At 64.9% G+C, this 23,593-nt stretch carries 15 protein-coding genes, 1 tRNA gene and 1 pseudogene; 11 read left to right on the forward strand and 6 right to left on the reverse strand.

The genetic code is table 11. The annotated features are described in order from the left end of the window. Nucleotides 1-87 precede the first annotated feature (87 nt). Together BPSG_RS06865 and BPSG_RS06870 are read right to left on the reverse strand one after the other, a co-directional pair. The gene (locus BPSG_RS06865) at nt 88-2,295 is read right to left on the reverse strand and encodes a heavy metal translocating P-type ATPase (protein ID WP_026643805.1); all 2,208 of its coding nucleotides are present in this window, start codon (nt 2,293-2,295) and stop codon (nt 88-90) included. 266 nt (nt 2,296-2,561) lie between these two features. Next, nucleotides 2,562-4,424, reverse strand: coding sequence for a S1C family serine protease (locus BPSG_RS06870; protein ID WP_080699255.1), 1,863 nt, complete (start codon nt 4,422-4,424; stop codon nt 2,562-2,564). Nucleotides 4,425-4,638: 214 nt separating this feature from the next. Between BPSG_RS06870 and tgt the strand changes: the two genes are divergently transcribed. The 4 genes and pseudogenes from tgt to BPSG_RS06890 all read left to right on the forward strand — a co-directional run bounded on the left by tgt (nt 4,639) and on the right by BPSG_RS06890 (nt 8,455). Further along, a complete protein-coding gene (gene tgt, locus BPSG_RS06875; RefSeq protein ID WP_033502281.1) occupies nt 4,639-5,940 on the forward strand; it encodes a tRNA guanosine(34) transglycosylase Tgt in 1,302 nt (433 codons plus the stop codon). 497 nt (nt 5,941-6,437) lie between these two features. Continuing rightward, nucleotides 6,438-6,520: transfer RNA gene (locus tag BPSG_RS06880), tRNA-Leu, on the forward strand. A 616-nt stretch (nt 6,521-7,136) separates the two neighbouring features. Then, nucleotides 7,137-7,494 (forward strand): annotated as a pseudogene (locus BPSG_RS06885) (cupin domain-containing protein). A 40-nt stretch (nt 7,495-7,534) separates the two neighbouring features. Beyond that, nucleotides 7,535-8,455 carry a putative RNA methyltransferase gene (locus tag BPSG_RS06890; RefSeq protein ID WP_080699254.1) on the forward strand — a complete coding sequence of 307 codons (921 nt, stop codon included), beginning with the start codon at nt 7,535-7,537 and terminating at the stop codon, nt 8,453-8,455. Here BPSG_RS06890 and BPSG_RS06895 read toward each other — a convergent pair. From BPSG_RS06895 to BPSG_RS06910, 4 genes are read right to left on the reverse strand one after another with little or no spacing between them, the layout of a single operon-like run. Next, on the reverse strand, nt 8,390-9,859 hold the full coding sequence (locus BPSG_RS06895; RefSeq protein ID WP_026643802.1) for a hypothetical protein: 1,470 nt from the start codon (nt 9,857-9,859) through the stop codon (nt 8,390-8,392). The two genes, BPSG_RS06890 and BPSG_RS06895, sit on opposite strands and share 66 nt — an antisense overlap. 51 nt (nt 9,860-9,910) lie before the next feature. Next, a complete protein-coding gene (locus BPSG_RS06900) occupies nt 9,911-10,936 on the reverse strand; it encodes a DMT family transporter (RefSeq protein ID WP_080699258.1) in 1,026 nt (341 codons plus the stop codon). A 47-nt stretch (nt 10,937-10,983) separates the two neighbouring features. Beyond that, nucleotides 10,984-12,057, reverse strand: coding sequence for an alpha/beta fold hydrolase (locus tag BPSG_RS06905; protein WP_026643800.1), 1,074 nt, complete (start codon nt 12,055-12,057; stop codon nt 10,984-10,986). 52 nt (nt 12,058-12,109) lie between these two features. After that, the gene (locus BPSG_RS06910; RefSeq protein ID WP_051592054.1) at nt 12,110-14,494 is read right to left on the reverse strand and encodes a S9 family peptidase; all 2,385 of its coding nucleotides are present in this window, start codon (nt 14,492-14,494) and stop codon (nt 12,110-12,112) included. An 80-nt stretch (nt 14,495-14,574) separates the two neighbouring features. On the opposite strand from BPSG_RS06910, the gene BPSG_RS06915 reads away from it, so the two are divergent. From BPSG_RS06915 to pknB, 7 genes are read left to right on the forward strand one after another with little or no spacing between them, the layout of a single operon-like run. Then, the gene (locus BPSG_RS06915) at nt 14,575-15,276 is read left to right on the forward strand and encodes an FhaA domain-containing protein (protein WP_022857935.1); all 702 of its coding nucleotides are present in this window, start codon (nt 14,575-14,577) and stop codon (nt 15,274-15,276) included. A 24-nt stretch (nt 15,277-15,300) separates the two neighbouring features. Then, nucleotides 15,301-15,861: an FHA domain-containing protein FhaB/FipA gene (locus tag BPSG_RS06920; protein ID WP_033489193.1), complete on the forward strand. Its 561-nt coding sequence runs from the start codon at nt 15,301-15,303 to the stop codon at nt 15,859-15,861. Between the two features lie 40 nt (nt 15,862-15,901). Beyond that, nucleotides 15,902-17,458, forward strand: coding sequence for a PP2C family protein-serine/threonine phosphatase (locus tag BPSG_RS06925; RefSeq protein WP_051592058.1), 1,557 nt, complete (start codon nt 15,902-15,904; stop codon nt 17,456-17,458). Continuing rightward, entirely contained in the window at nt 17,458-19,026 is a 1,569-nt protein-coding gene (locus BPSG_RS06930) for an FtsW/RodA/SpoVE family cell cycle protein (protein WP_080699253.1), read from the forward strand. Before BPSG_RS06925 ends, BPSG_RS06930 begins: the two co-directional genes overlap by 1 nt. Beyond that, the gene (locus tag BPSG_RS06935; RefSeq protein ID WP_026643796.1) at nt 19,023-20,489 is read left to right on the forward strand and encodes a peptidoglycan D,D-transpeptidase FtsI family protein; all 1,467 of its coding nucleotides are present in this window, start codon (nt 19,023-19,025) and stop codon (nt 20,487-20,489) included. The genes BPSG_RS06930 and BPSG_RS06935 overlap by 4 nt, the downstream gene beginning before the upstream one ends. Then, the gene (locus tag BPSG_RS06940) at nt 20,486-21,502 is read left to right on the forward strand and encodes a serine/threonine-protein kinase (protein WP_236822950.1); all 1,017 of its coding nucleotides are present in this window, start codon (nt 20,486-20,488) and stop codon (nt 21,500-21,502) included. Before BPSG_RS06935 ends, BPSG_RS06940 begins: the two co-directional genes overlap by 4 nt. Next, a complete protein-coding gene (pknB, locus tag BPSG_RS06945; protein WP_026643795.1) occupies nt 21,499-23,589 on the forward strand; it encodes a Stk1 family PASTA domain-containing Ser/Thr kinase in 2,091 nt (696 codons plus the stop codon). The genes BPSG_RS06940 and pknB overlap by 4 nt, the downstream gene beginning before the upstream one ends. Nucleotides 23,590-23,593: the final 4 nt, after the last annotated feature.

Raw genomic sequence — 23,593 nt, forward strand, 5'->3', positions numbered from 1 at the left:
GCTGTTTTGGTCACTTTTTGGCTTGATAAGTGACCAAAACAGCGAAAACACTGGCAAAAACAGCGAAAACGTTGGGAATGCAGCGTCTCAGTCCCTGTCGAACAGGGCGGTGAGCGCCCACAGGATCGACACGACGTCGATGCCCTCCTGCAGGAACGCGCCCACAACCACCGGAATCAGGTTGAATGCCGCGCACACCATGCCCACAATCGCGAGCGCAAGACCCACGCACACCGCCTGCAGCATGATGCGCTTGGTGCGGCGCGCGATGGAGATGGCCCGCGGCACGCATGCGATGTCGTCATTCATGATGACGACCTGCGCAGATTCCGAAGCGGCAGTCGACGTGCCGTCGGTCATGGCCATGCCGATGTCCGCGACGGCGAGCACGGGCGCATCGTTCACACCGTCGCCGACCATCATCGTGACAGGGCGGTGCATCGATTCGCCGAGCAGCTTCGTCATGACGCGGTCCCACCACGGGTCCTTGCCCTTCGCCGCTTCTTCGGAGGCTTCGCGCACGGCGTTCACCTTGTCTTCGGGCAGCAGCTCGTAGCGTACGTCGGTGATGCCGACTTCGTTCGCGATGATCATCGCCGAGGCCTTCTTGTCGCCCGTGACCATCGTCAGGTCGGTGACGCCGAGCTCGTGAAGCTTGTCGATGGACTTGCGCGCATTGGCACGCGGCACATCGCGCAGCACGATGCGGGCCGCGAGCTTGCCGTCGATGGCAATGTACGTGGCCATCTCGTCGGGCTCGAGTTGCGTGGGCCACAGGTCCGCTGCCTTGTGGTCCTCACGCTCCATCGCCTTCTCATTGGCCTCCGCCTCCTGGGCGTTGTGCGCGGTGGCCGAGGCAATCTGCTCGCCGGTCACGTATGCGAAACGCCCGACACGCACCGGGTGGCCGTCCACCGTGCCAGAGACGCCTTTGCCCGCGTCTTCCACGATATTGCCCACCACCGGGTAGTTCTCGATTGGATCGGGCAATTCGCCGGCGGCAGTGCGCGGATTGCGGTGGCCGACGCGCGCGCTCTTCGGCACACGGTGCAGGCGCTCCATCGCCTCTTTGCCCGCTTCGGTGATGCCTTTGGCCAGCACGTGCACGGAGTAGCTTTCAATCACGCCGGCCATGAGCAGAATCGCATCTTCGGTGAGGCTCGCAGGGGCGTCCTTTGCCTTCTGCACACCCACCACGCGCGGCTGTTTGACGGTCAGTGTGCCGGTCTTGTCAAAGAAGACGTGCGTGACGCGCCCCAGATTCTCCAGCACGTCCTGCGCTTTGATGAGGATGCTCGCTTTGGCGAGGCGGCCAGTGCCGGCCACGTACGCGACCGGCGCCGCGATCAACAGTGGGCATGGAGTGGCGAGCACGAGCACCTGCGCGAATCGCAGCGGCGTGCCAGAGACCGCCCACGCGATGCCGGCGATGAGGAACGAGATGATGGTGAACGGCACCGCGAGCATGTCTGCCGTGCGCACCACGGCCGCACGCGAATCCTGCGCGGACTGCACGAGTTTGAGGATCTGCTGGTATTGAGAGTCCTTGGCGAGCGATGTGGAGCGGATCGTCATCGTCGTCGAGCCGTTGATCGAACCGGAGAGCACCTTCGCGCCGGAGAACACCGTGCGTGGCACCGGCTCGCCGTTGATGTTGCTCAGGTCAAGCGTGGCCGAGCCGGACAGCAGCGTGCCATCGACCGGCACGATCTCGCCCGGCAGCACGAGCAGCACGGAACCGAGCTCCACCTGGTCCACAGGCACGGTGGTGAAGTGGCCGTTGCCCGCACTGAGCGTCTCGCCGGTGCGCTGTGCGTCGTCGATCGCCTGCTGCACCGCGCGGAATCCTTCGGAATCGGTGGTGGCGTCGGCGCCGGTCACGCCGGGCAATGTGACGACGTGCGCCTGCTGCGGCGCGGCTTTGATGAGCGCGGTCAGGTTGCCGCGCGCCTTGGATTGCGCGTAGGACTCGATGGCGTCGCCCGACGCCACCATGAGCGTGACGGCCCAGGCCGCCCAATACTGCTGCACCGCCACGGTGGAGGCGAGCGCCACGACCGCGAGCAGGTCGACGCCCACATGGCCTTCACGCAGGCTCTTAATCATTTCGCGGATGCTGGTGATGATGGTCCACGCCACAAGCAGGATCACGATCCATTCGCCCACACCGGGGTCGAATGCGGAAGGGATATGGCCCCATGGGCGCCACGAGGGGATGAGCGCCAAAGGAATCGCCGCCAGAATCACAATCGGCAGCAATGGCACTTCTTTACACAGATCGATGATTTTTCTCATCGCATCTCCTTACGGTCCGGTATCTCCATGCATGCGGCACGAACCGCATGCACCAATCACGCCTTGTTAACCCATCGAATGACGCGTTGCGTGACCACTCGATACACGGCGTAAAAAGATTGCACTGTCTTCAGTTATACGGGTCACCCTAGCAACATCCATGCGACAACTCAATTCGGGAGCGGGACAAGGCCAAAATATAGCGAGTCCCGCCGCTCCCCGTGCAGGGGAACGGCGGGACTCGCGTGCTGAGCGGGCGGTATGCCTTAGCGCAGCAGGCCCTCGAAGGGGTTGATCAGCCCGTCGCCGTCGTCTGAACCATCATTGCCGTTGTTCTGGTTGCGCTGCTGGTTCTGGTTGTTGGACTCCTGGCGGTTCGTGCCATTCACGGCGTCTTCGGCCTTGTCGAACTTCACATTGAGCTCGAGCGTCTTGCCGTCGCGCACCACGGTGAGCTTGGCGGTCGAATCCATGGCGGCCGCGCGCACAAAGCCGAGGAGCGAATAGTTGTCACTGACGGCCAGGCCGTTGAAGCCCACGATCGTGTCGTCCACTTTGACGCCGGCTTCCTGCGCCGGGCCACCGTCCACCACCGCCTTGACGACGGCGCCGCCGCGTGTCACGCCGTCAGCCGTCACGGTGCCGCTCTGGATTGTGACGCCGAGCGCCACATGCTGCACCTTGCCGTTCTTGATGATCTCGTCCGCCACGCGCTTGACGAGGTTGGACGGAATCGCGAAGCCGATGCCGATCGAGCCGGAGGACTGGGAGCCGGAGGCCATCGAGGCGATAGACGAGTTGATGCCAATCACCTGGCCGGCCGCGTTGAACGTGGGGCCACCCGAGTTGCCCGGGTTGATTGCGGCGTCGATCTGCACCGCGTTCGTCACGATCTGCGTGTTGTCTTCGTCCATCACGGTCACCGGTCGGTTGAGCGCGGAGACGATGCCGGTCGTCACCGTGCCGTCATAACCGAGCGGATTGCCAATCGCCATGACCGGCTCGCCCGGGGCCAGATTGTCGGAGTCCGCGAACTCGACCGCGGTCAGGTCGGCCGGCGGATTCTCGAGCTTGATCACCGCTAGGTCGGTCGTGGTGTCGGTGCCCACGGTCTTCGCTTCATACAGGTCGCCGTTGTCGAGCGTCACGACGATGCGCTGCGCGCCGGAGACCACGTGGTTGTTGGTCACGATATTGCCGTCTTTGTCGAGGATCGCACCAGTGCCCTGTGCGACACCGCTCTGCGTCTGCGTCTGGATCGAGACGACAGACTTTGAGACCTTGTTCGAGACCGCGGTCCAGTCGGGCGTTTCGCCACCTTCGACCTTCGCCGTGCCTTCACCGCCCTTGTTGGTGGTCAGGCTGGTCATCGAACCCGAGCCGGGGATGTTTACCCAGCCGTTCGCAAGCGCCGCATACCCCAGGCCAAGGCAGATCGCGGCGGTGACCACTGCGGCCACCACGGCCACGAGCACGTTGTTCGGCGTGCGCTCGGCCTGCTTCATCGGCGCGCTGTACGGATTGTTCGGGCCGCCGAACGAGTTCTGTCCGTGCGGCGGCGTGGGGCCGGTCGGCGTGGCGCCGCCGTGTTGCTGACCGTGCGGATTGCTCGGCTGCGCGGGGCTCGGCTGTCCAAATAGCCCGCCAAACGGCTGCGTGGGCTGCGATTGCGGCTGCTGATGCTGGTTCTGGTCTTGATACGGCAGCCCAAACGGCGGCATCTGCTGGGTCGGTTGCGTCGGTGGATTCGCCGCAGGCTGATGAGACGCCGGGGTCTGCCCCGGGCGGAACGCACCATACTGCGGAGCCGGGCGGTACGGGCCACTTGGCGATTCGAGCGGCGAGAGGTCGCCGCCATCCTGAATCGGCGTCGTCACTGCACCATCGGTGTCGTTGGCAGGCGCGCCGGCCGCCGCCGGTGCAGCGGTCACCGGCGACGGATTGCCGGCGTCGGAAGCGCCGTCGTATGCGGAAGTGTCGTGCGCATCTGTCTGTGCGCCCGAAGTGGCGGGCGGCAGCGGAGCGGTGCCCTGCACGCCTGCGCTCGGCGACGTCGGCGCGGTCGGATCGGTGCCATGGTCCGCGGGGTCGCCGGACGTGCCCCACGGGGTGTTGTGTTCGTCAGTCATGACGCTCCATTCCTCGAAATGTTCATTCACGTATATCGTTCGCTTCCCCCGATCGTAACCACACAATCGTTGCAATTACGCCGTTGGTTGAAGCACTGTCTTTTAGTTAAAACGTCAGTGCTGGAAGTTTCCTGAACGTTTCTTGAAAACTGCGAACATATCTTTTGAAGAAATGGTGGATTCCATCTACACCGGCCCATCTACAGTGGTCAGCATGACAAGTCTTCTCGCACATCCGCGCGGCGCGGAGCCCGGACAGCCGGGCGACCGCTCCGCATTTTCCTTCGAACAGCACACCCGCCTCACCGACTCCCCCACCGGCAAGGGGCGCGGCGGCGCGCGCTACGGCCGCACCGGCGTGATCCACACGCCGCACGGCGACATCCGCACGCCCGCGTTCGTGCCGGTGGCCACGCAGGCCGCGATGAAGGCGGTGCTGCCCGAGTCGATGGCGCAGCTCGGAGCGCAATGCCTGCTGTCCAACGCGTTCCATCTGTATGAGCGGCCCGGCGAAGATGTGCTCGACGAAGCCGGCGGACTCGCGAAGTTCATGAACTGGGACGGCCCCACGTTCACCGACTCCGGCGGATTCCAAGTGCTTTCGCTCGGCGCGGGATTCAAGAAGACGCTCGCGATGGACACGACCGACATGAAATCGGACGATGTGATCGCCAAAGGCAAGGAGCGCCTGGCGTTCGTGGACGAGGACGGCGTCACGTTCAAATCGCCGCTCAACGGGTCACTGCACCGCTTCTCCGCGGAAATCTCGATGAACATCCAGCACAAGATCGGCGCCGACATCATGTTCGCGTTCGACGAGCTGACGACGCTCATGAACACGCGCCGCTATCAGGAGAATTCCGTCGAGCGCACATTCCGCTGGGCGCGCCGGTGTGTGGACGAGCACAAACGCCTCACCGAATCGCGCGTGGGCAAGCCCTACCAGGCGCTCTACGGCGTGGTGCAGGGCGCGAATTACGAGGACCTGCGCCGGCGCGCGGCCCAGCAGATCGCGTCGCTCGACTTCGACGGCGTCGGTATTGGCGGCGCGATGGAAAAGCGCATCATCGGCGACATCTGCGCGTGGATCTGCGACGAGATGCCCCAGGAGAGGCCGCGGCACGTGCTCGGCATCGCCGCGGTCGACGACATCTTCGCATGCGTGGAGAACGGCGGCGACACGTTCGACTGTGTCGCACCCGCGCGATGCGCGCGCAACGGCGCGATCTTCACACGCGATGGCCGGTACAACATCAAACGCGCGCAGTTCAAGCACGACTTCGGCCCTCTCGAAGAGGGGTGCACGTGTTACACATGCACGCATTATTCGCGCGCCTACGTGGACCATCTGCTGCGCGCGCGGGAGATGAACGGGTTCACGCTCGCCACGATCCACAACGAGTATTTCTTCGTGCATCTGCTCGACGACATCCGCGCGTCGATTGACGGCGGGTATTTCGACGAGTTCCGCGACGCGACGCTCGCGCGCTTCTACGCGAACGGCTCACGCGGGTGAAGGCGAACGGGCAACACCAGCACCAATGTACGCCGCGCTTAGGGTAAGACGCAGCGTACGGGTGTATCTCGCTTACGCGAGTGCCATAATCGGCCACCTTCGAGTATCGATGTCCCATACCCTTGGAATTTCGCCATTGTTCGAAGCCAATACTCGTCGGCACCGCATATAAAGCACCCGCGTAAGCGAGATACAATCCGCCTCCCTGCAGGTTTCCGCCCAATCCACTAAAAACGCCAATGCGGGCGAAATACGCGTTCCGCCGAGAGTGCCCATACAAGGCGGAAATATGGGCCGGGCTATTCAGCGGTCTCCCACTGCCCACAAAACGCCCCACCTCAATGTGATGAACTATGTAGAATACCTCCGCAGCCCCACATCCTCTTCAGGAGCATCCCGTCTGGGCAAAAGCAGCCACCATGGTCAGCACCTTGCGGACCAACGCAACACGCCGAATTGCACTAATCGACGGTGTAGTGTAGAATAGCTCTTTGTCTGCGAGCGTGGCGGAATGGTAGACGCGCTGTCTTCAGGTGGCAGTGAGCGTATGCTCGTGCGGGTTCAAGTCCCGCCGCTCGCACTCTTCACAAACGGCTGATTTCCAACGAAGTCAGCCGTTTTGCGTTGGCGGAACAGCCCTCCCAAAGGTACCAAACATCTGAAAAGCAACTGCAGTCTTTGGTTTCCATACGCCCATCCTTTGGCGGCATCCACGCAAAGCACGTCGGTACTTGAACCCGTACGTCCAAGCACCGCCGCTCGCCTCCTGGAACCTTCAGCGCTACGGGTAGTGGAAAATGACCCAAAACATATTGTTTTTCGACAAACATATACTACCCGTAGCAATAAGGGACCAAGCGCAGGAAGCCGACCGTGGAGGAGCCGGAGGCCGAGACCACCCGTAGCAACATGGAATCCAATAAGGGATCAAGGCATATAGGAACCGGGCCGCCTCAGATGCGTATGAATTTTACGCGCAGCGGTAAGGGACGCGTACAATTCGCACGCCCATAGGGACGTTAGCGCAAGGATTTTACGCAGAATACAGGTTTTGCGTAAAATTCTTACGGAAACAGCGTGGTTTGCGCAAGGATTTTACGCAACTCACGGCGAAGCGCGTACAATTCGCACGCTATTGACCCCATCTCCTCTGGCGCCCATGATGGAAATAGCAATCTACGCCAAGGAGGATCGCCATGAACACCGACGAATCACAGATGCAAGTACTGCCAGACCTCACGAATATGGTGAGCGTACAACCGGAAGCCACGGTGTCGCGCACCGTGATGCATACCGAAGGGGGGCAACGTGGTGCTGTTCTCGTTCGACACTGGCCAACAGCTGAGCGAACACACGGCCGCGATGCCGGTGTTTGTGCAGGTGCTGAGCGGACGTCTGCTCATCAAGGGCGGTGATGACGAACAGGAGGTGGCGCCAGGCGAGCTCGTCTACTTCCCCACCCGCTTGCCGCATGCAATCACCGCGCTCGAGCCTTCGGTGATGATGCTCACGATGATCACCCCCGCCCGCGCACGCAACGCCATCGACGCGTAAGCGCCGACCCCGTGACGCCCGCGGCGGCTACTATGGCGGCATGAATCCCGCACGACTCGCACGTTTCCACGATTGCCCCCGCTACTTCATCTGCCCGCTGTGCCATGCCGAACTCAATCTTGCCGGCACAAGCCTGCGCTGCCCGAATCGGCACACCTTCGACATCGCGAAGCAGGGCTACGTGAACCTCGCGCCGGCCGCCAAACAGTCGCAGTTCTACAGCAAGGAGTCGTTTGCGAACCGCGGACGCATCCTCAACGCCGGCTACTACAGCCACATCGCGAGCGCCGTGCTCGCCGCCGTGCGCACCCACTGCCCCGCCAATCCGCGCCCGGCGGTCCTCGACGCCGGCTGCGGCGAGGGCTTCTACGCGCGCGCCGTGCAGCAGGCGAATCCACAGGCCGACGTGCTCGCCTTCGACATCTCCAAGGATTCCGTGCAGCAGGCGGCGCGCGAAGACACGAGCCTCGCCGTGCGCTGGTTCGTGGGCAATCTGGCCGACCTGCCGCTACGCGACGCGGCGGTCGACTGCATCCTCGACGTGTTCTCCCCTGTGCATTACGGCGAGTTCGGCCGCGTGCTGCGACCGGGCGGCATCGTCGTCAAAGCGGTCCCCGGCGCGCGGCACGACGAGCAGCTGCGCGAACTCGCGAGCGCGCACCTGCGCCACACCGACTATTCGAACGAGCAGACGGTCGACCAGTTCGCCCGGCATTTCGACGTGCTGGACACGCGCCTCGTCTCGCAGACCTTCGCCATGCCACCGGATGACGTGCGCGCCTTCGCGCATATGACGCCGCTGTTGTTCAATGTGGACGTCGACGCGCTCGACCTCAGCCAGATCAGCGAACTGACAATCGAGGCGCAGGTGCTCGTCGGCAGGGACCGCCGTACATCAACTCCTGCGCAGCGACACCACGTAGCTGACGTCGTCGCACATGATGGCGAGGTAGAAGCATAGCGTCTCCTCGACGATCTCCTGCTCGCAATCCGCGCACCGCACGAGTTCCTTGAGCGCGTGCACATTCATTTTTGCGGTGTCACGCCAATCATGACGGCGCCTCACCGCACAGATCAGCGCGCGCAGCTCGCTTGAGGTGAACGCGACGAGCGGCACACCCTGCTCCTCGGCTTGCGGAAAGAACATCGCTGCCCATTCCGGCACGAGTTCCATCGCGGATTCCCCCGCCTCCAGGACCTCGTGCACCACCCGCCACGGCACTGTCATCAACCGCAGGTTCATGCCGTATTCGCTCAGGTCGTGCTGCGCAATCGTGGAGGAATCCACCAACTGCGCGAACAGGTCGTAATGCTGCCACTGCATGGTCTTCTGCGTGAATTGCGCGTCGTGGAACAGCGCGCGCGTGGGGTGGATGGCCAGCCGGCATATCACGAACCGCGCGGCCGCCACGTTGACGAGGCTCCATACGGCGATCGCCTCCACAACCCACGGGCGCACCGCCTGCGCGCCGGTGAACGCGACCCACAGGAGGACGCCCGCATACCACAGCACGACAAGCTCCACGACGGCAAGCGCCGCAGCCGCGGCGGCGCCCCACACGCGGCTGGCGATCGCCTTGACGAACCGCTGCCGCACGTAGGCATACAACAGCACCATCACCGTGACGAGCAATGCGGCGGCGAACAGCGCGGCCGCCGCCCATCCGCCATCCCGCAGGCGGCCCATCTGCCCACCCATGCCGGCAAGCGCGAGCCAGAACAATGCGTTGACGGCGCACACCGCGACCGCCCACACAGGCCAGCGTCCGTGCGTGCGCAAAGCGCGCATCTGCACGTATTGCCGCAAATCCACGTTGCGCGCCCGCTCATTGTGCGTCATAGTGCGGTGGGTGATGTAGATCTGGCTGCCGTAGTTGAGGATCCACCCCATCAACAGACACCCGGCCCCAGTGATGATGGCCGTCTTGGCCACGCCATTCGTGTGGTACATCTCAGGAAGCCAAAACCCGGTGATGAAGGCGGTCGCGAGCGAGGAGCACATGAGCAGCCCGCTGAAATCGCCGATCGCGTCCCTGTCGGACACGTAATGCTCGTTTTGGAACGCGACGCCAAGGCATATCGTCACGACAACGCCCCATATGGCGGTGATGAAATCGACGGGGCTCGTGGTCTCCTCCCCCAATTGGAAGGTGTGGTTGAAGTCGTTGCCCAGCATGTCGGCGATACGGAACGAAAACGGCTCCTGATCGTTGAACAGGAACCGCAGAACACATGCGAGGATGGTCGTCACCGTGACTGCGCCGACCATCCTGAACATACGGAACGTGGAAAAACGCTGCAGTTCCACAAGCGACTTGTAGACCTGCTTGATTGGAACCCGCCGCCTGGAATCGTATGCGCCCATGCCGCGCCCCTTTCCTCGCCATCCACGCGCGGCGCCCGCGCGCAACATATGTCAATGCACCAAGAATGCCATGATGAGGATGAGCGCGAAGCCAATAAGGTCGATGGGCGTAAAAATCGCCCCTGTCCACATGACCGCGGTGACCGTCGCGGCCACGGGCTCGATCGTGCCGAACATCGTCGCGCGCATCGACCCGATGCGCACGACGCCCGCCATATAGAGCCAGAACGCGACGAATGTGCCGACGACCACGGTGAACACGAGCAGCCACCATCCGCGCGCATCGAACGCCGGCACATGCGCCCATGGCCGTACGAACGGCGTGAGGATGAGGCCGGAGAGCAGGAACGTGATGCCGTTGACAACGAAATTGCCGTATTTCGCAATGAGTTTGACCGGGATGATCGCGAGGCATGCGCATGCAAACGCGTCGGCGAGGCCCCACAGCAGGCCGGGCAACGGCAGCGACAGCGCGCCCAGGTCGCCGCCGGTGGCGAGCAGCCACACGCCGGCAAACGCGAGCGCCACGCCCACCACTTCGCGCACGGTCGGTTTGCGCCGCCCGCGCACACACACGTACACGAGCACCATGAGCAGGTTCACCGTCTGCAGCACGGTGGCCGTGCCCGCATTGGTCCAATGGATCGAGAACAGGTACGCCACTTGCACAAGCGTCACGCAGGTGAGCGCGGTGACAAGGTACATGGGGTAGTCACGCACGGTCGTGAACGCTTTGCGCATCGCTTTGGGCGAACCGATCGCCCCACACGCCAGGAAGATCAGCCCGGCGAAGATCTCGCGCACGCACGCCACCCACATGGGGCTGGCGTCGTACTGCTCCATGAGGATCTTGGAGACCGACCCGTTGACTCCCCACAGCACGCCGCCGCCGAGCGTGCAGGCGATGCCGGCCATCATGCGCCGCGGTGTCTGCGCCACATTCGGCCGCGCTTGGGTCTTGTCCGCGAGTTCCTGTGCGGCATCACGCTGTTCAGTGCGCGCGGCCCGCTCGAGCATCTCCTCCACATTGCGTTGCTGCTGCGTCACTTCATTCCCTGCCTCACCACGTAGTCGCATGTCTTCCGCGACCATAGTAACGAGCGACCGGCCCCGCGCACCGCGCCTTACGGCAACACCGTCACCACTTCGTCGGTCTGCAGGAAGCGCAGCACATGCTGCAGATACGGCGCCATGACGTCGTTGGGCATGGCGAAGATCTCGTGCACTGATCCGGGCACGCGGATGAACCGCAGGTTGCCACCGTCGCGCCGCACATGTTTGGCGAACTCGTTCTGCGCGCTGTTGCGCACCCAATGGTCGGCGCCCGCCTGGAACATGAGGATGGGCGTCTCGATCCGCTCGCACATGTCCTGCCGCAGCACGGCCGGCGAAAGCCGCGCCGCCTGCCGCACCCACTCGTTCGCCGGTGCGGTGGTCTGGTAGTGCGTGTCCGCGTCGCGCAATGATTTGAACCATGTGACGCGCGCCACGCTCGCCCCGCGCACCTCTTTCCAATTGATCGCCGTGGTGAACCCGTGCTGGCCGGGCGCCATGCGCTTGCCCTTGCCCGCGTCGGCGAGCGCCCCGCACACCGTCGCGGCGAGCCATGTGGGCAGGCCCATGTTCGCCTCGATCATCGGCGACGAGAGCACGGCGCGGTCCACGATGTTCGGATAGCGTTCGAGCATGGCCGCGGCGATGCCGCCGCCCATCGAATGCGCGAACAGCGTGAGCGGGTTGCCCTGCGCGTACCCGCGCCCCACTTCTCGCGTGAACTTGGCGAAGTCGGCCACATACCGCCGCCAGTCATCGATGTACACCACCTGATCGTCGCGCACATCACGCTGCGAATAGCCGTGCCCGCGGTGCTCGAGGATGCACACGGAGAGTCCGGCGAGCAGGAAATACCATGCCATTTCGGCGTATTTCGCGGCGAATTCGGAGAACCCGTGCGAGATGACGACGGCGCCGTGGTTCCGCGTCGACGCGCCGGGCATGTGCAGCTGCTGGAATTCGCCCACGTCGTAGCACACGTAGTGCAGGTGCCCGAGTTCGGCGAGCGGCGGCAGCGGATGGCCTAGATGGTCTTCGGTGGCCGGCTGCATCGTGCCGCTGTGCCTGCAGCGCGCTATCGCCGGCAGCATGGTCTGTTCCACGGCGGCGCGGAAGTGCCGTTCGTCAATCATCGCGATTTCCATACCGACCATAGTAGGCAATGCGCGGCCTGTGCGCGCACAGCGGCACGCGCGCCTAGCGGGCGAGCGCTCGGGCGAGGAAGTCGCGCTGCAGCACGAGCAGGTTGCGCGCCACGGCCGGGTCGTTCGTCATGTGCGTGATGCCGGTGAGCGGCAGGAAGGTGTGTTCGCGGCCGGCTTCCATGAGCGCCTGGCTCAGGCGCAGCGAATGCGCGATCGTCACGTTGTCGTCGGCGAACCCGTGGATGAGCATGAGCGGGCGGCGCAGGCGCGGCGCGTCGGCGATGATGCTGTTGCGCGCGTAGACCTCGGGGTCGAGCCCCAGATACCGCTCGGTGTAGCACGTGTCGTACAGCGTCCAGTCGGTGGGTGGGGCGCCGGCGCACGCCGCGGCGAACACGTCTGGCGCGCGGAGCACGGCGAGCGCGGAAAGGAACCCGCCGTACGACCAGCCGATCATCACCACGCGCTCCAGATCCGGCTCGGGCAGCGCGCGCACGGCGGTATGCGCGTGGCGCGCGTGCGGCTGGCCGGTGTTGATGGCCTGCACGGCGTCGGTGATCGCGTGCACGGCGTCCACCTGGTCGGCGAGTGTCACGTCCTTCATGCATTCGTGAATCTCGCGGTCCCAGCGCGGACCGCGTCCTGTGGTGCCACGCCCGTCGGCCACGACGACGAGATACCCCTGTTCGGCCCACCACTGCGCGTCCCAGTAGGCGGCCATGCTCATCGTGACCTCCTGGAAGCCCGGGCCTCCGTACGGGTGCATGAGCACGGGCAGCTGCCGCGCGGCGGCGTATTGCGCGCCGGTGGGCGCCACGATCGCCGCGTGCAGGCCGCGCTCGCCGAGCCGCGCGAACCGCACGTTCATCGCGAGCCCGGGCACCGCCGCATGGTTCTTCACATGCACGCCGTTGCCGTGGAAGTAGTGCATCATCTGCGCCTGCGGGTGCGCCATGTCGCGCCCGGCGATCATGAGGCCGTCGCCGCGGCGGGACGCGCCCCACACGCCCGGCTCGTCGGTCACCGGGTACACATGCCCTTCGTAATCGATCGCCACCACGTCGAAGCTGCGCGCGTCGTGGTCCGCCGCCGTCGCGCGCCACGCGTCGGGCACGTCGGGCGCAAGTTCGGGCGTGCGCTGCACGACGCACATCACCGTGCCGTCGTCGGCGTCGAGCAGTGCGCGCACCTGCCAGCCGGCCGGGGTGAACGGCACGCCGTCCACGGTGAGGCGGTTCGTGTCGGCGCGCATGTCGTTGACGGAGCAGATCAGCCGGCCGTCGGGCGTATATGCGGGCGTGCCGTCGATCAGGTCGATCCACTGGTCGTTGTGATGCGTCTCGAGCACACTGACAGGCAGCAGTGGCATCGTGTGCTCGTCGATCGACGTCAGATGCGCCCATCCGGATTCCTCGGGCACGTCCACGCGCAGGATCTGCTCGTCGGTCTGCAGGCGGTTCAGCACACGCAGCAGCGGGCGCTGACCGGACTGCCAGCGCACCACGGCCAGGTATTCGTAGGCGGTGTTGTCCCAATCCACAAGCGCCGTGCGGTCCACATGCAGGCGGTCATCGGCGAGATGCACGGCGAACAGGTCCACCACGGCGTTCTGCGTCAACGCGCGCGGGTAGCGGTGGCGCATGCCCGGGTCGGCCGGGTTCGCCGGGTCGCTGATCGTCCACAACGGTTCGGCGGCGGAGTCGAAGCATTCCACGAGCAATGTGCGCGAATCGGGGCCCCACCAGAAACCGCTGTAGCGGTCCATCTCCTCGGCCGCGGCGAATTCCGCCAGGCCAGCGCGCATCGTGGCGCGGTCCTGTTCGGCCACGGTGAACACGGCGTGCGCGCGGCCGGTCGCGGTCTCGGCCACCACGACCGCCGTGCCGGTCGCATACGCCACGCGCGTGCCGTCCGGGCTGACGCGCGGATTGAGGATCGGCGTGGCGTACTGCCGCTCGCCGTCATCGTCGAACGTGAGCTCCAGCCGGCGCGTTTCGGCGGTGACGCCGTCCTCGCCGAGCTCGCAGACAAACAGCTCGCCGTTGATCGTGAACAGTACCGTGCGGCCCGCGTCGTCGACGCTGTACGCGACGATGCCGCTGCCGCTTTCACGCGCGCGCTCGCGGCGGGCGCGCTCCTCGGCCGGCACATCCTCGGCGTCGGCGTCGGCGAGCAGCGTGCGCGGGTCGGCGAGCATGAACTCGCCCACCGCGTCGGTGCCGTTGTTCACGCTGACCCACAACGCCGTCACCGTGTCCTCACTGCCGTCGGAACGCAGGAACAGCATGCGTTCGCCGTCACCGAGCAGCGTGGCACAACGCGGGGCGCCGCAGGTGAACCGGGTTGTGCGCGCCTTGTTGGCGGCGTATTCGCGCACGGCTTCGGACTGGATGGAATCAGCCGTCTGGCCGGCGGCGGGCTGCAATGGTTTCGTCATACCGCCTTACGCTAGCACCCGCAAAAGCCGTCCTGTTGGCAACCCCGCGTAGGATAGGTGGAGTATAGAAAGGGACAACTATGAGCGTTCTTGATCGTTTTGAGAAAAGCGTGGAGGGCGCGGTCAACGGAGTGTTCGCGAAATTCGGCTCCAAAGACCTGCAGCCCGTCGACCTCTCCAGCGCGCTCGAGCGCGAGATCGACGCCGAGGCGATGCCCGTGGGACGCGACCGCACGGTGGCGCCGAACGAATACCGATTCAAGCTGAGCACCCCCGATTTCGACCGCATCGAGCAGTGGGGGTCCGAGGCGCTCGCCAACGAACTGGCCGACAATCTCACGCAGTACGCGAAGAGCCAGCATTATGCGTTCGTGGGCCCGGTCGTGGTGATTTTCGAAGAGGACCTCGACCAGACAAAAGGCAACTTCAAACTCACGTCCGAGTCCGTGCAGGGCAATGCCGTGCCGGTCACGACCGACGCGCAGACCGAGGACTGCCCCATGCTCGAAGTGAACAACAGCCAGTACCTGCTCACGAAAGACAAGACGATCCTGGGGCGCGGCTCCGGCTGCGACATCGTGATCGACGACCCGGGCATCTCGCGCAAGCACCTCGAGATCGACATTACCGACAACGGCGTGATCGCACGCGATCTCGGCTCCACCAACGGCACGTACGTGGAGGGCCACCAGGTCCCCGCCGCCACCCTGCTCGACGGCAACACAATCACGATCGGCCGCACGCGCATCCTGTACTGGGCCTCCTCCCAAGATCAGGAGTAATCCGGAAGACCACCACCACTCGTTATGATTACCGAACTCACTTTCACGGTACTGAAGTACGCGTTCCTCTTGCTGCTGTGGGTGTTCGTCTGGCTCATCTCGCGGTCGCTGTACCGCGATGTGGCCACGTTCAGCCCACGCAAGTCGCGTGCCAGCCGCCGCAAGGAACGCCAGGCGCGCAAGAAGGCCGAAGTGCCGGCCCCCGCCGCGCAGCCGCTGCGTTCGCCCCCATCCACCGCCGCCGGCGCCGCCGTGCCCGTCGCGGCGGCGCAGCCGCAGGCCGCCGAGCAGAAGCCAACCCTGCTCGTGATCATCGACGGCCCCCTCGCAGGTACGTCCGTGCCGCTCAACAATGGTGTGATCACGCTCGGCCGCGCCTCGTCCAACAATGTGGTGCTCGACGACGAGTTCGTCTCGTCGCACCATGCGCGCGTCTACCCCGACCCGACAACCGACTCGTGGGCCATCGAGGACCTGCACAGCACCAACGGCACCGTGGTCAACCAGCAGCGCATCAACGCACCCACGATTCTGGCCCCACGCGTCCCCGTGCGCATCGGCGCCACCACGTTCGAACTGAGGTGATTGAGCACCGATGACCTCTTCCGAAGAACCCACGTTGTACATGTATTCGACGACCGTCTCCGACGTCGGCACCGTGCGGTCGAACAATCAGGACTCGTCGTTCGCCGGCGCGCACCTGGTGGCGATCTGCGACGGCATGGGCGGCCATGCGGGCGGCGACACCGCCTCGACGATCGCGATCCGCTCCCTCGCGCACATCGAACAGGACTCCCCGAACGGCGACGTGGCGCGCGCCACGCAGATCATGGAGGCCTCCGCGATGGCCGCGCACGACGCGATCGTGGGCAAGGCGAAGCGCGAACGCAAACTCGCCGGCATGGGCACCACGATCACCGCGATCACACTCGTGGCCGACTATTGGGTGCTCGCGCACATCGGCGATTCGCGCGCGTATCTGCTGCGCGACGGCCATCTGATGCGCCTGACGAGCGACCACAGCTACGTGCAGCACCTCATCGACACCAAGCGCATCAGCCAGTCCGAGGCACGCAACCACCCGCAGCGCAATGTGGTGATGCGCGTGCTTGGCGACTTCGACATCGACGCGCGCCCGGACATCTCGATCCGCACGGCGCGCGCGGGAGACCGCCTGCTGCTGTGCTCCGACGGCTTGTGCGGCGTGCTCGAGGATTCGACGATCGAAGAGACGATGCTGCACTTCACCGACCCCGAGGAATGCGCGCAAAAGCTCGTCTCGATGGCATTGCGCGCCGGCAGCACCGACAATGTGAGCGCGGTGATCGCCAACGCGACGCTCGCGCTGAACGCCGACGGCTTCGATCTGCCGCACCAGACGCCGATCGTCGGCGGCGCGGCGAGCGCGACGCTCGAAGCGGTGGCCGACATCATCCATGAACCGGTCGTCTCCGCGCCACCGCTGATCTCCACGTCATCGCCGGCGGAACGCGCGGCCGCGCTGATCGCGTCGCGCAAACCGCGCACCGAGGGCGAGGACGAGCAGTCGAGCCAGACCGTGGGCCAGCCGTCGGACGTGCGTGAGGAGACCGGCGAGCGCACGACGCCGGACACCGGTGAGATCCCGGTGGTGCAGAAGCAGGACGGCAACTACAGCGCCGACCCGAACGACCCCGAAGTGGCGCGGGCGATCCATCAGGAACAGCTCGACCAAAAGAAGCAGGCGCGCACGAAGCGCTTCCATGGGCGCGTGGCCGCGGTCATCACGGCCGTCGTGATGCTTGTGGCGTTGTGTGGCGGCGCGTGGGGCGCCTATGCGTGGAGCCAGAACCAGTATTACCTCGCCGCAGACGAAGGCAAGGTGGCGATCTACCAAGGTGTGCCCACGAACATCTTCGGCCTGCAGCTTTCGCACCCAATCGAGCAGACCTCCATGCACATCAGCGAGCTGCCCGAACAGTGGCGCAACCAGCTCGAGCAGGGCATTCCCGCCGACAGCTACAGCGACGCCCAGGCGCATGTGGACCTGATCGAAGACCAGTTCAACCAGATGCAGCAGGAGCAGGAAGCCAGGAAGAAGGCGGCCGAAGAGGAGCGCAAGCGCCTTGAGGAGCAGGCCAAGAAGAGCAAGTCCTCACCGAGCCCCAGCCCGAGCAAGAAGGCTTCGCAGGAGGATTCGTGATGGCCAAAGTCCAGATACGTTACCTGTTGCAGATCCTCTTCGCCATCGTGATCGCGGCGCTCGGATTCTTCCAGATGTTCGCGCGCATCGACGGCGGTCTGCCGAGCAATGTGCTCGTGATGATGATCGCCACGGCGGCCATGTTCATCATCACATGGGCGCTCATCGCCCGATTCCAGCCGTATGCGAGCCAGTCGATCATGGCGTGCGTGTTCATGCTCACCGCGCTGGGCATCCTCATGATCGCACGCATCGACGCGGAGTCGGACACGCGCGTGGCGAGCCGCCAGATGATCTGGCTGTGCATCGCGCTCGTGTGCTGCGACGTGCTGTTCGTCTGCATGCGCGATTACCGCATCCTGCGCCGTTTTTCGTATGTGAGCATGGTCGTGGGCCTTGCGCTGCTGCTGTCGCCGATGGTGCCGGGCCTGGGCCGCGAGATCGGCGGCGCGCGCATCTGGATCGGCATCGGCTCGTACCAGCTGCAGCCGGGCGAGTTCGCCAAGCTGTTCCTCGCGTTCTTCTTCGCGTCGTACCTGTTCAACCACCGCGACCAGCTGGCCGTGGGCGGCAAGAAGGTGCTCGGCCTGCAATTGCCGCGCCTCAAGGACCTCGGCCCAATCGTCATCGTGTGGATCGCCTCGATGGTCGTGCTGATCGTGCAGCACGACCTGGGCACCTCGCTCATGTTCTTCGCGATGTTCGTGGCGATGCTGTACGTGGCCACCGGGCGGTCGAGCTGGATCCTGATCGGCGGCGTCGCCTTCGCGATCGGCTGCATTGCGGCCGCGCGCATCTTCGCGCACGTCGGATACCGCGTGGAAGCGTGGCTGCACCCCTTCGACCCGGTGATCTACAACCGCTATCCGGGCGGTTCGAGCCAGATCGTGCAGGGCCTGTTCGGACTCGCCGCCGGCGGCCTGTTCGGCACCGGCCTGGGCCAAGGGCACCCGGCCATCACACCGCTCGCCAACTCCGATTTCATCTTCGCCTCCGCGGGCGAGGAACTCGGCCTCGTCGGCATCTTCGCGATCCTGCTGCTCTACCTGCTCGTCATCGCGGCCGGCATGGTCGTGGCGATGAAGATCAAGGACGGCTTCGGCAAGCTGCTCGCCTCCGGGCTCGTGTTCACGATGGCGTTCCAGGTGTTCACCGTGGTCGGCGGCATCACGCTCGTCATCCCCCTGACCGGCCTGACGATGCCGTACATGGCGGCCGGCGGCTCGTCACTGATCGCGAATTACATTCTGGCCGCACTGCTCGTGATCATGTCGAACGCCGCGAACAAGCCGCAGGTCGACACGATGAGCGACACGTTCCGCATGGAGGCGCTTTCCGCGCTCCAGCAGCGCCAGCAGCAGAAAGACACGTCGCGCCACAGCGGCGCGACGGCCACGGCGCAGGTGGACGAGCCCGGCCACACCGCCGACATGCCCGTCGTACCGCTGGCCCCGCGGCATGGCGCGCACGCGGCCCCGCCGGCGCCGCCCGTGCAGGACGGCGAGGCGACCGAGGTGTTCGCGCCGCTGCGTTCCACCGACGACACCGCGGGAGGTGACGAATCATGAACAAGAGCCTGAGGCAGCTGTTCACCGCTGTGCTCGTGCTGTTCGTGGTGCTCGGCATCTCGTCGTCGATCATCATGACCGTGCAGTCGAACTCGCTTTCGCACGACGTGCGCAACACGCGTTCGCTCTACCACATGTACGGGGCGCCGCGCGGCGCGATCCTCGCCTCCGACGGCACCGTGCTCGCCAAATCGGACCCCGTCAACGACGCGTTCTCGTACCAGCGCTCGTACGCGAACGGCGCGCTCTATGCGCCGGTCACCGGGTATTTCTCGGTCACGCAGAACGCCGACCGTGGCATCGAAGCCTCCGAGAACGACCTGCTGACGGGTGAATCGAACGCCCTGTTCTGGCAGCGGATCAAAGCCGTGTTCACCGGTGAGGAGAACCGCGGCGCCTCGATCGAGACGTCGATCAACACCACGTTGCAGACCGTGGCGGCGCAGGAGCTCGGCGACCAGGACGGCTCCGTCGTGGCGATCGAACCGAGCACCGGCCGCATCCTGGCCATGGTCAGCTCGCCGAGCTACGACCCCAACGCGTTGGCGACGCACGACACCGGTTCCGCGAGCAAGGCGTACACCGAACTGGTGAACGACGAGTCCAACCCGATGCTCAACCGCGCCACGAGCCAGCTCTACCCGCCCGGATCCACGTTCAAGACCGTGGTGGCGGCCGCCGCGCTCGAATCGGGCAAATACCAGCTCGATTCGCAGATCCCGGCCGGCTCCGCCTACACGCTGCCCGGCACGCAGACAGAGCTGACGAACTCGTCGTCGCTCGGCGACGGCTCGGACGGCAAGATCTCGCTCAAGAGCGCCATGGCATATTCGTCGAACACCGCGTTCGCGCAGCTCGGCGTGGCGCTCGGCGACGAGACGGTGTCGGACATGGCCAAGAAACTCGGCTTCGATTCGACAATCACGATCGACGGGTCGGATTCGACCGGCCTGCCGATGCGCGCCGTGGCTTCGCGCTTCCCGCAGAACGTCGCCGGCGACAAGCTCGCGCTCGCCTCGATCGGGCAGGGCGACACACTCGTCACCCCGCTGCAGAACGCCATGGTGGCCGCGGCGGTGGCCAACAAGGGCAAGGTCATGAAGCCCACGCTCGTGGACCGTGTGCGGTTCAGCGACCTTTCGGTGCTGCCGGACACGAAACCGCAAGTGATGAGCACGGCGTTCAGCGAAGACACCGCCAAGAAACTGACCGAGGCGATGGAGGCCGTGGTGACGGAAGGCAACCCGAACCTCGAGATCCCCGGCGTGCGCGTGGCGGCGAAGACCGGCACCGCACAGATCGGCGTCGACAACAGTTCGATCGACGGCTGGACGATCGGGTTCGCGCCGGCGGACAACCCCAAGATCGCAGTGGCGGTCGTCGTACACAATGTGGATTTATATGGATCATTTGCAGCAGGACCAATCATGACGGCAGTAATGAAGGAGGCGTTGAAGCAATGAGACTCATTGAAGGACAGCTGATTCACCGCCGTTACCGCCTTGATTCGCGGCTCGCGCAAGGCGGCATGGGCGAAGTGTGGAAAGGGTTCGACATCCAGCTCGGGCGCCCGGTGGCCATCAAGGCGTTGCGCACCGACACGACGAACCAGGAATCGAAACTGCGCAGGCTGCGTGCCGAGGCACGCAACTCCGCGAATCTGGCGCACCCCAACATCGCTGCGCTGTTCGAGTATTACGAGCACGACGGCATCGGGTTCCTCATCATGGAATACGTGCCGAGCAAATCGCTCGCCGACCTGTTCCACGAGCTCAACGGCCCGATGGACCCCACCGAACTGCTGCCGATCCTCGTGCAGGTGGCGCGCGGCCTGTTCGTGGCGCATTCGCACGGCGTGATCCACCGCGACGTCAAGCCGGCGAACATCATGGTCTCCGACAACGGCGAAGTCAAGATCACCGATTTCGGCGTCTCGTACTCCACGAATCAGGAGCAGATCACGCAAGACGGAATGGTCGTCGGCACCGCGCAGTACATCTCGCCCGAGCAGGCGCAGGGCAAGCACGCCACGCCGCAGTCCGACATCTATTCGCTCGGTGTGGTGGCGTACGAAGGCCTGTGCGGGCACCGCCCGTTCACCGGCGCCACGCCAGTCGACATCGCGGCCGCGCATGTGAACAACCCGGTGCCGCCGCTGCCGACGAGCGTCGACTTCCAGCTGTCGCAATTCGTGATGTCGATGCTGTCGAAGGACCCGCTCGACCGGCCGAACGACGCGCTGACCGTGGCGCGCATCCTCACGCGCATCCAGCGCCGCCTGCTCGACCAGCAGACGAGCGCGGCGGACGCGACGATGATCACCTCGAGCGCGCGCATGCCGCGCCGCGTGGTGAGCGCGCCGCACCACGACCCGGCCGGTATGCTGCCGCGCACGGCCGATGAGGACCACGCACAATCACTCTTCCATTCGACTCTACGACCTGGCACACGCCTGCAAGCGAAGGAGCAGCAATGAGCAGCACAATGCCAACCACCCTTGACGGCGGTCGTTACCAGCTGGGCCAGCTCATCGGGCGGGGCGGCATGGCCGAGGTCCATGTCGCGCTCGACACGCGCCTGGGCCGCACCGTGGCGATCAAGATCATGCGCCCCGACCTTGCGCACGACGAGATCTTCCTGACGCGCTTCCGCCGCGAGGCGCACTCGGTGGCGCAGATGAACAACCCGAACATCGTCAACATCTACGATTCGGGCGAAGAGGTCGTCATACTCGACAACGGCCAGACCGAACACCTGCCTTATCTGGTGATGGAGTATGTGAAAGGCCAGACGCTGCGCGACATCATCAAGGCGAACGGCCCGCTGTCGCAGCGCGACACCGAGCATGTGATGATCGGCCTGCTCTCCGCGCTCGAGTATTCGCACCGCATGGGCATCATCCACCGCGACATCAAGCCCGGCAACATCATGATCTCCGAGCAGGGCGTGGTCAAGGTCATGGACTTCGGCATCGCCCGCGCGCTCGACGATTCGGCCACCACGATGACCAAGTCGCAGGGCGTGGTCGGCACCGCGCAATACCTCTCCCCCGAGCAGGCGCGCGGCGAAAGCGTCGACATGCGCTCCGACCTCTACTCCGCGGGCTGCGTGCTCTACGAAATGCTCACCGGCAGGCCGCCGTTCACCGGCGACTCCGCCGTGGCGATCGCCTACCAGCATGTGTCCGAAGTGGCCACCAAGCCGAGTGCGATCGTGCCCGGCCTGCCGGTCATGTGGGATTCGATCTGCGCGAAGGCCATGGCCAAGGACCGCCAGAACCGCTACGCGACGGCCACGGAGTTCAAGAACGACATCCTCGCGTTCATGAACGGCGGCATGCCGGTGGCGGCCGCGTTCAATCCGCTCACCGACCTGACCAACATGAAGGCGCGCAAGCAGGCCGAAGACAACGCGAAGACCGTGCCCTACACGTCGCCGGTCACCGAACCGGGCGCGCCCACTCAGGCATTCAACCCGGTCACCGGGCAGTTCGAGCAGGTCGGCGCGCCCGCAACGGGCACGCAGCTGCCGACGCGCGCGCAGCAACGCGCGACCGTGGCGCAGAAGAAGCATAAGAAGAACGTCGCGATCGCATGGTCGATCATCGGCGTGCTCGTGGTGCTCGGCCTGCTCTCCGGATTCCTCGTGTGGAACCACAAGCGCAACGAGCCGCAGTTCGTGACCGTGCCGACGTTCGGCGAAAGCACGACCGAGGCGCGCGCACGCAAGCAGCTCGAGGACCTGGGCCTGCGCGCGAGCATCAAGCAGGACACCGATTCGTCGAAGCCCGAAGGCATGTTCACCAAACAGGACCCGGCGGGCGGCAAGAGCGTGCAGAGGGGCAGCACGGTCAACGTGTGGTTCTCCACGGGCCCGCGCTCGATCAAGGTGCCCGACGTGACCGGCTATTCGCAGGACATGGCGCGCGATGCACTCGAAGAGGCTGGGTTCGAGGTGAACCCGGCCGTGCAGACCGAAGACAGCGCCACGGTGACGAAGGATTGCGTCACGCGCACCGACCCGGCTTCGGGCACATCGCAACCCAAGGGCTCTACGATCAGCCTGTGGGTCTCGTCGGGCATGACGCGCATTCCGGACGGCATCGTCGGCCTCTCGCAGAACGACGCCGTCAAGAAACTCACCGACATGCACCTGACGACCACGGTGCTCACCGAGGCCTCCGACACCGTGCCGAGCGGTTCGGTGATCAGGCTCGACCCCGACCAGGGCGCGTCGGTCATGCAAGGCAGCGTCGTCACGATCTGGGTCTCCACCGGCAAGGAGAAGGTGCAGGTGCCAAGCCTGAACGGCATGACACTCAACGAGGCCAAGCAGGCGCTGCAGAACGCCGGACTGACACTCAAGCTCGCCGACGGCAGCAACTCGAGCGATGACGCCACGGTGGACTCGTTCTCGCCGAACGCCGGCGAAAGCGTCGACAAGGGCTCCGAGGTCACGGTGAAGACGAAGGCGCCGGACAAGCCGAGCCCAAGCCCGAGCGAAAGCAGCTCGAACAGCGGCAACGACAACAACGGCGACTCGGGCAACAACAACGGCGACTGATCCC

Origin of the sequence: Bifidobacterium pseudolongum subsp. globosum (assembly GCF_000741295.1) — a bacterium.
GTDB lineage: Bacteria > Actinomycetota > Actinomycetes > Actinomycetales > Bifidobacteriaceae > Bifidobacterium > Bifidobacterium globosum.

Bases quoted from the DNA above. Each gene is read 5' to 3' on its own strand.
- BPSG_RS06910 (WP_051592054.1), bottom strand. From the start codon at position 14,494: ATGACGAAACCATTGCAGCCCGCCGCCGGCCAGACGGCTGATTCCATC.
- BPSG_RS06940 (WP_236822950.1), top strand. From the start codon at position 20,486: ATGAGACTCATTGAAGGACAGCTGATTCACCGCCGTTACCGCCTTGAT.
- BPSG_RS06870 (WP_080699255.1), bottom strand. From the start codon at position 4,424: ATGACTGACGAACACAACACCCCGTGGGGCACGTCCGGCGACCCCGCG.
- BPSG_RS06905 (WP_026643800.1), bottom strand. From the start codon at position 12,057: ATGGAAATCGCGATGATTGACGAACGGCACTTCCGCGCCGCCGTGGAA.
- BPSG_RS06865 (WP_026643805.1), bottom strand. From the start codon at position 2,295: ATGAGAAAAATCATCGATCTGTGTAAAGAAGTGCCATTGCTGCCGATT.
- BPSG_RS06890 (WP_080699254.1), top strand. From the start codon at position 7,535: ATGAATCCCGCACGACTCGCACGTTTCCACGATTGCCCCCGCTACTTC.
- tgt (WP_033502281.1), top strand. From the start codon at position 4,639: ATGACAAGTCTTCTCGCACATCCGCGCGGCGCGGAGCCCGGACAGCCG.
- pknB (WP_026643795.1), top strand. From the start codon at position 21,499: ATGAGCAGCACAATGCCAACCACCCTTGACGGCGGTCGTTACCAGCTG.
- BPSG_RS06930 (WP_080699253.1), top strand. From the start codon at position 17,458: ATGGCCAAAGTCCAGATACGTTACCTGTTGCAGATCCTCTTCGCCATC.
- BPSG_RS06935 (WP_026643796.1), top strand. From the start codon at position 19,023: ATGAACAAGAGCCTGAGGCAGCTGTTCACCGCTGTGCTCGTGCTGTTC.
- BPSG_RS06915 (WP_022857935.1), top strand. From the start codon at position 14,575: ATGAGCGTTCTTGATCGTTTTGAGAAAAGCGTGGAGGGCGCGGTCAAC.
- BPSG_RS06920 (WP_033489193.1), top strand. From the start codon at position 15,301: ATGATTACCGAACTCACTTTCACGGTACTGAAGTACGCGTTCCTCTTG.
- BPSG_RS06895 (WP_026643802.1), bottom strand. From the start codon at position 9,859: ATGGGCGCATACGATTCCAGGCGGCGGGTTCCAATCAAGCAGGTCTAC.
- BPSG_RS06925 (WP_051592058.1), top strand. From the start codon at position 15,902: ATGTATTCGACGACCGTCTCCGACGTCGGCACCGTGCGGTCGAACAAT.
- BPSG_RS06900 (WP_080699258.1), bottom strand. From the start codon at position 10,936: ATGCGACTACGTGGTGAGGCAGGGAATGAAGTGACGCAGCAGCAACGC.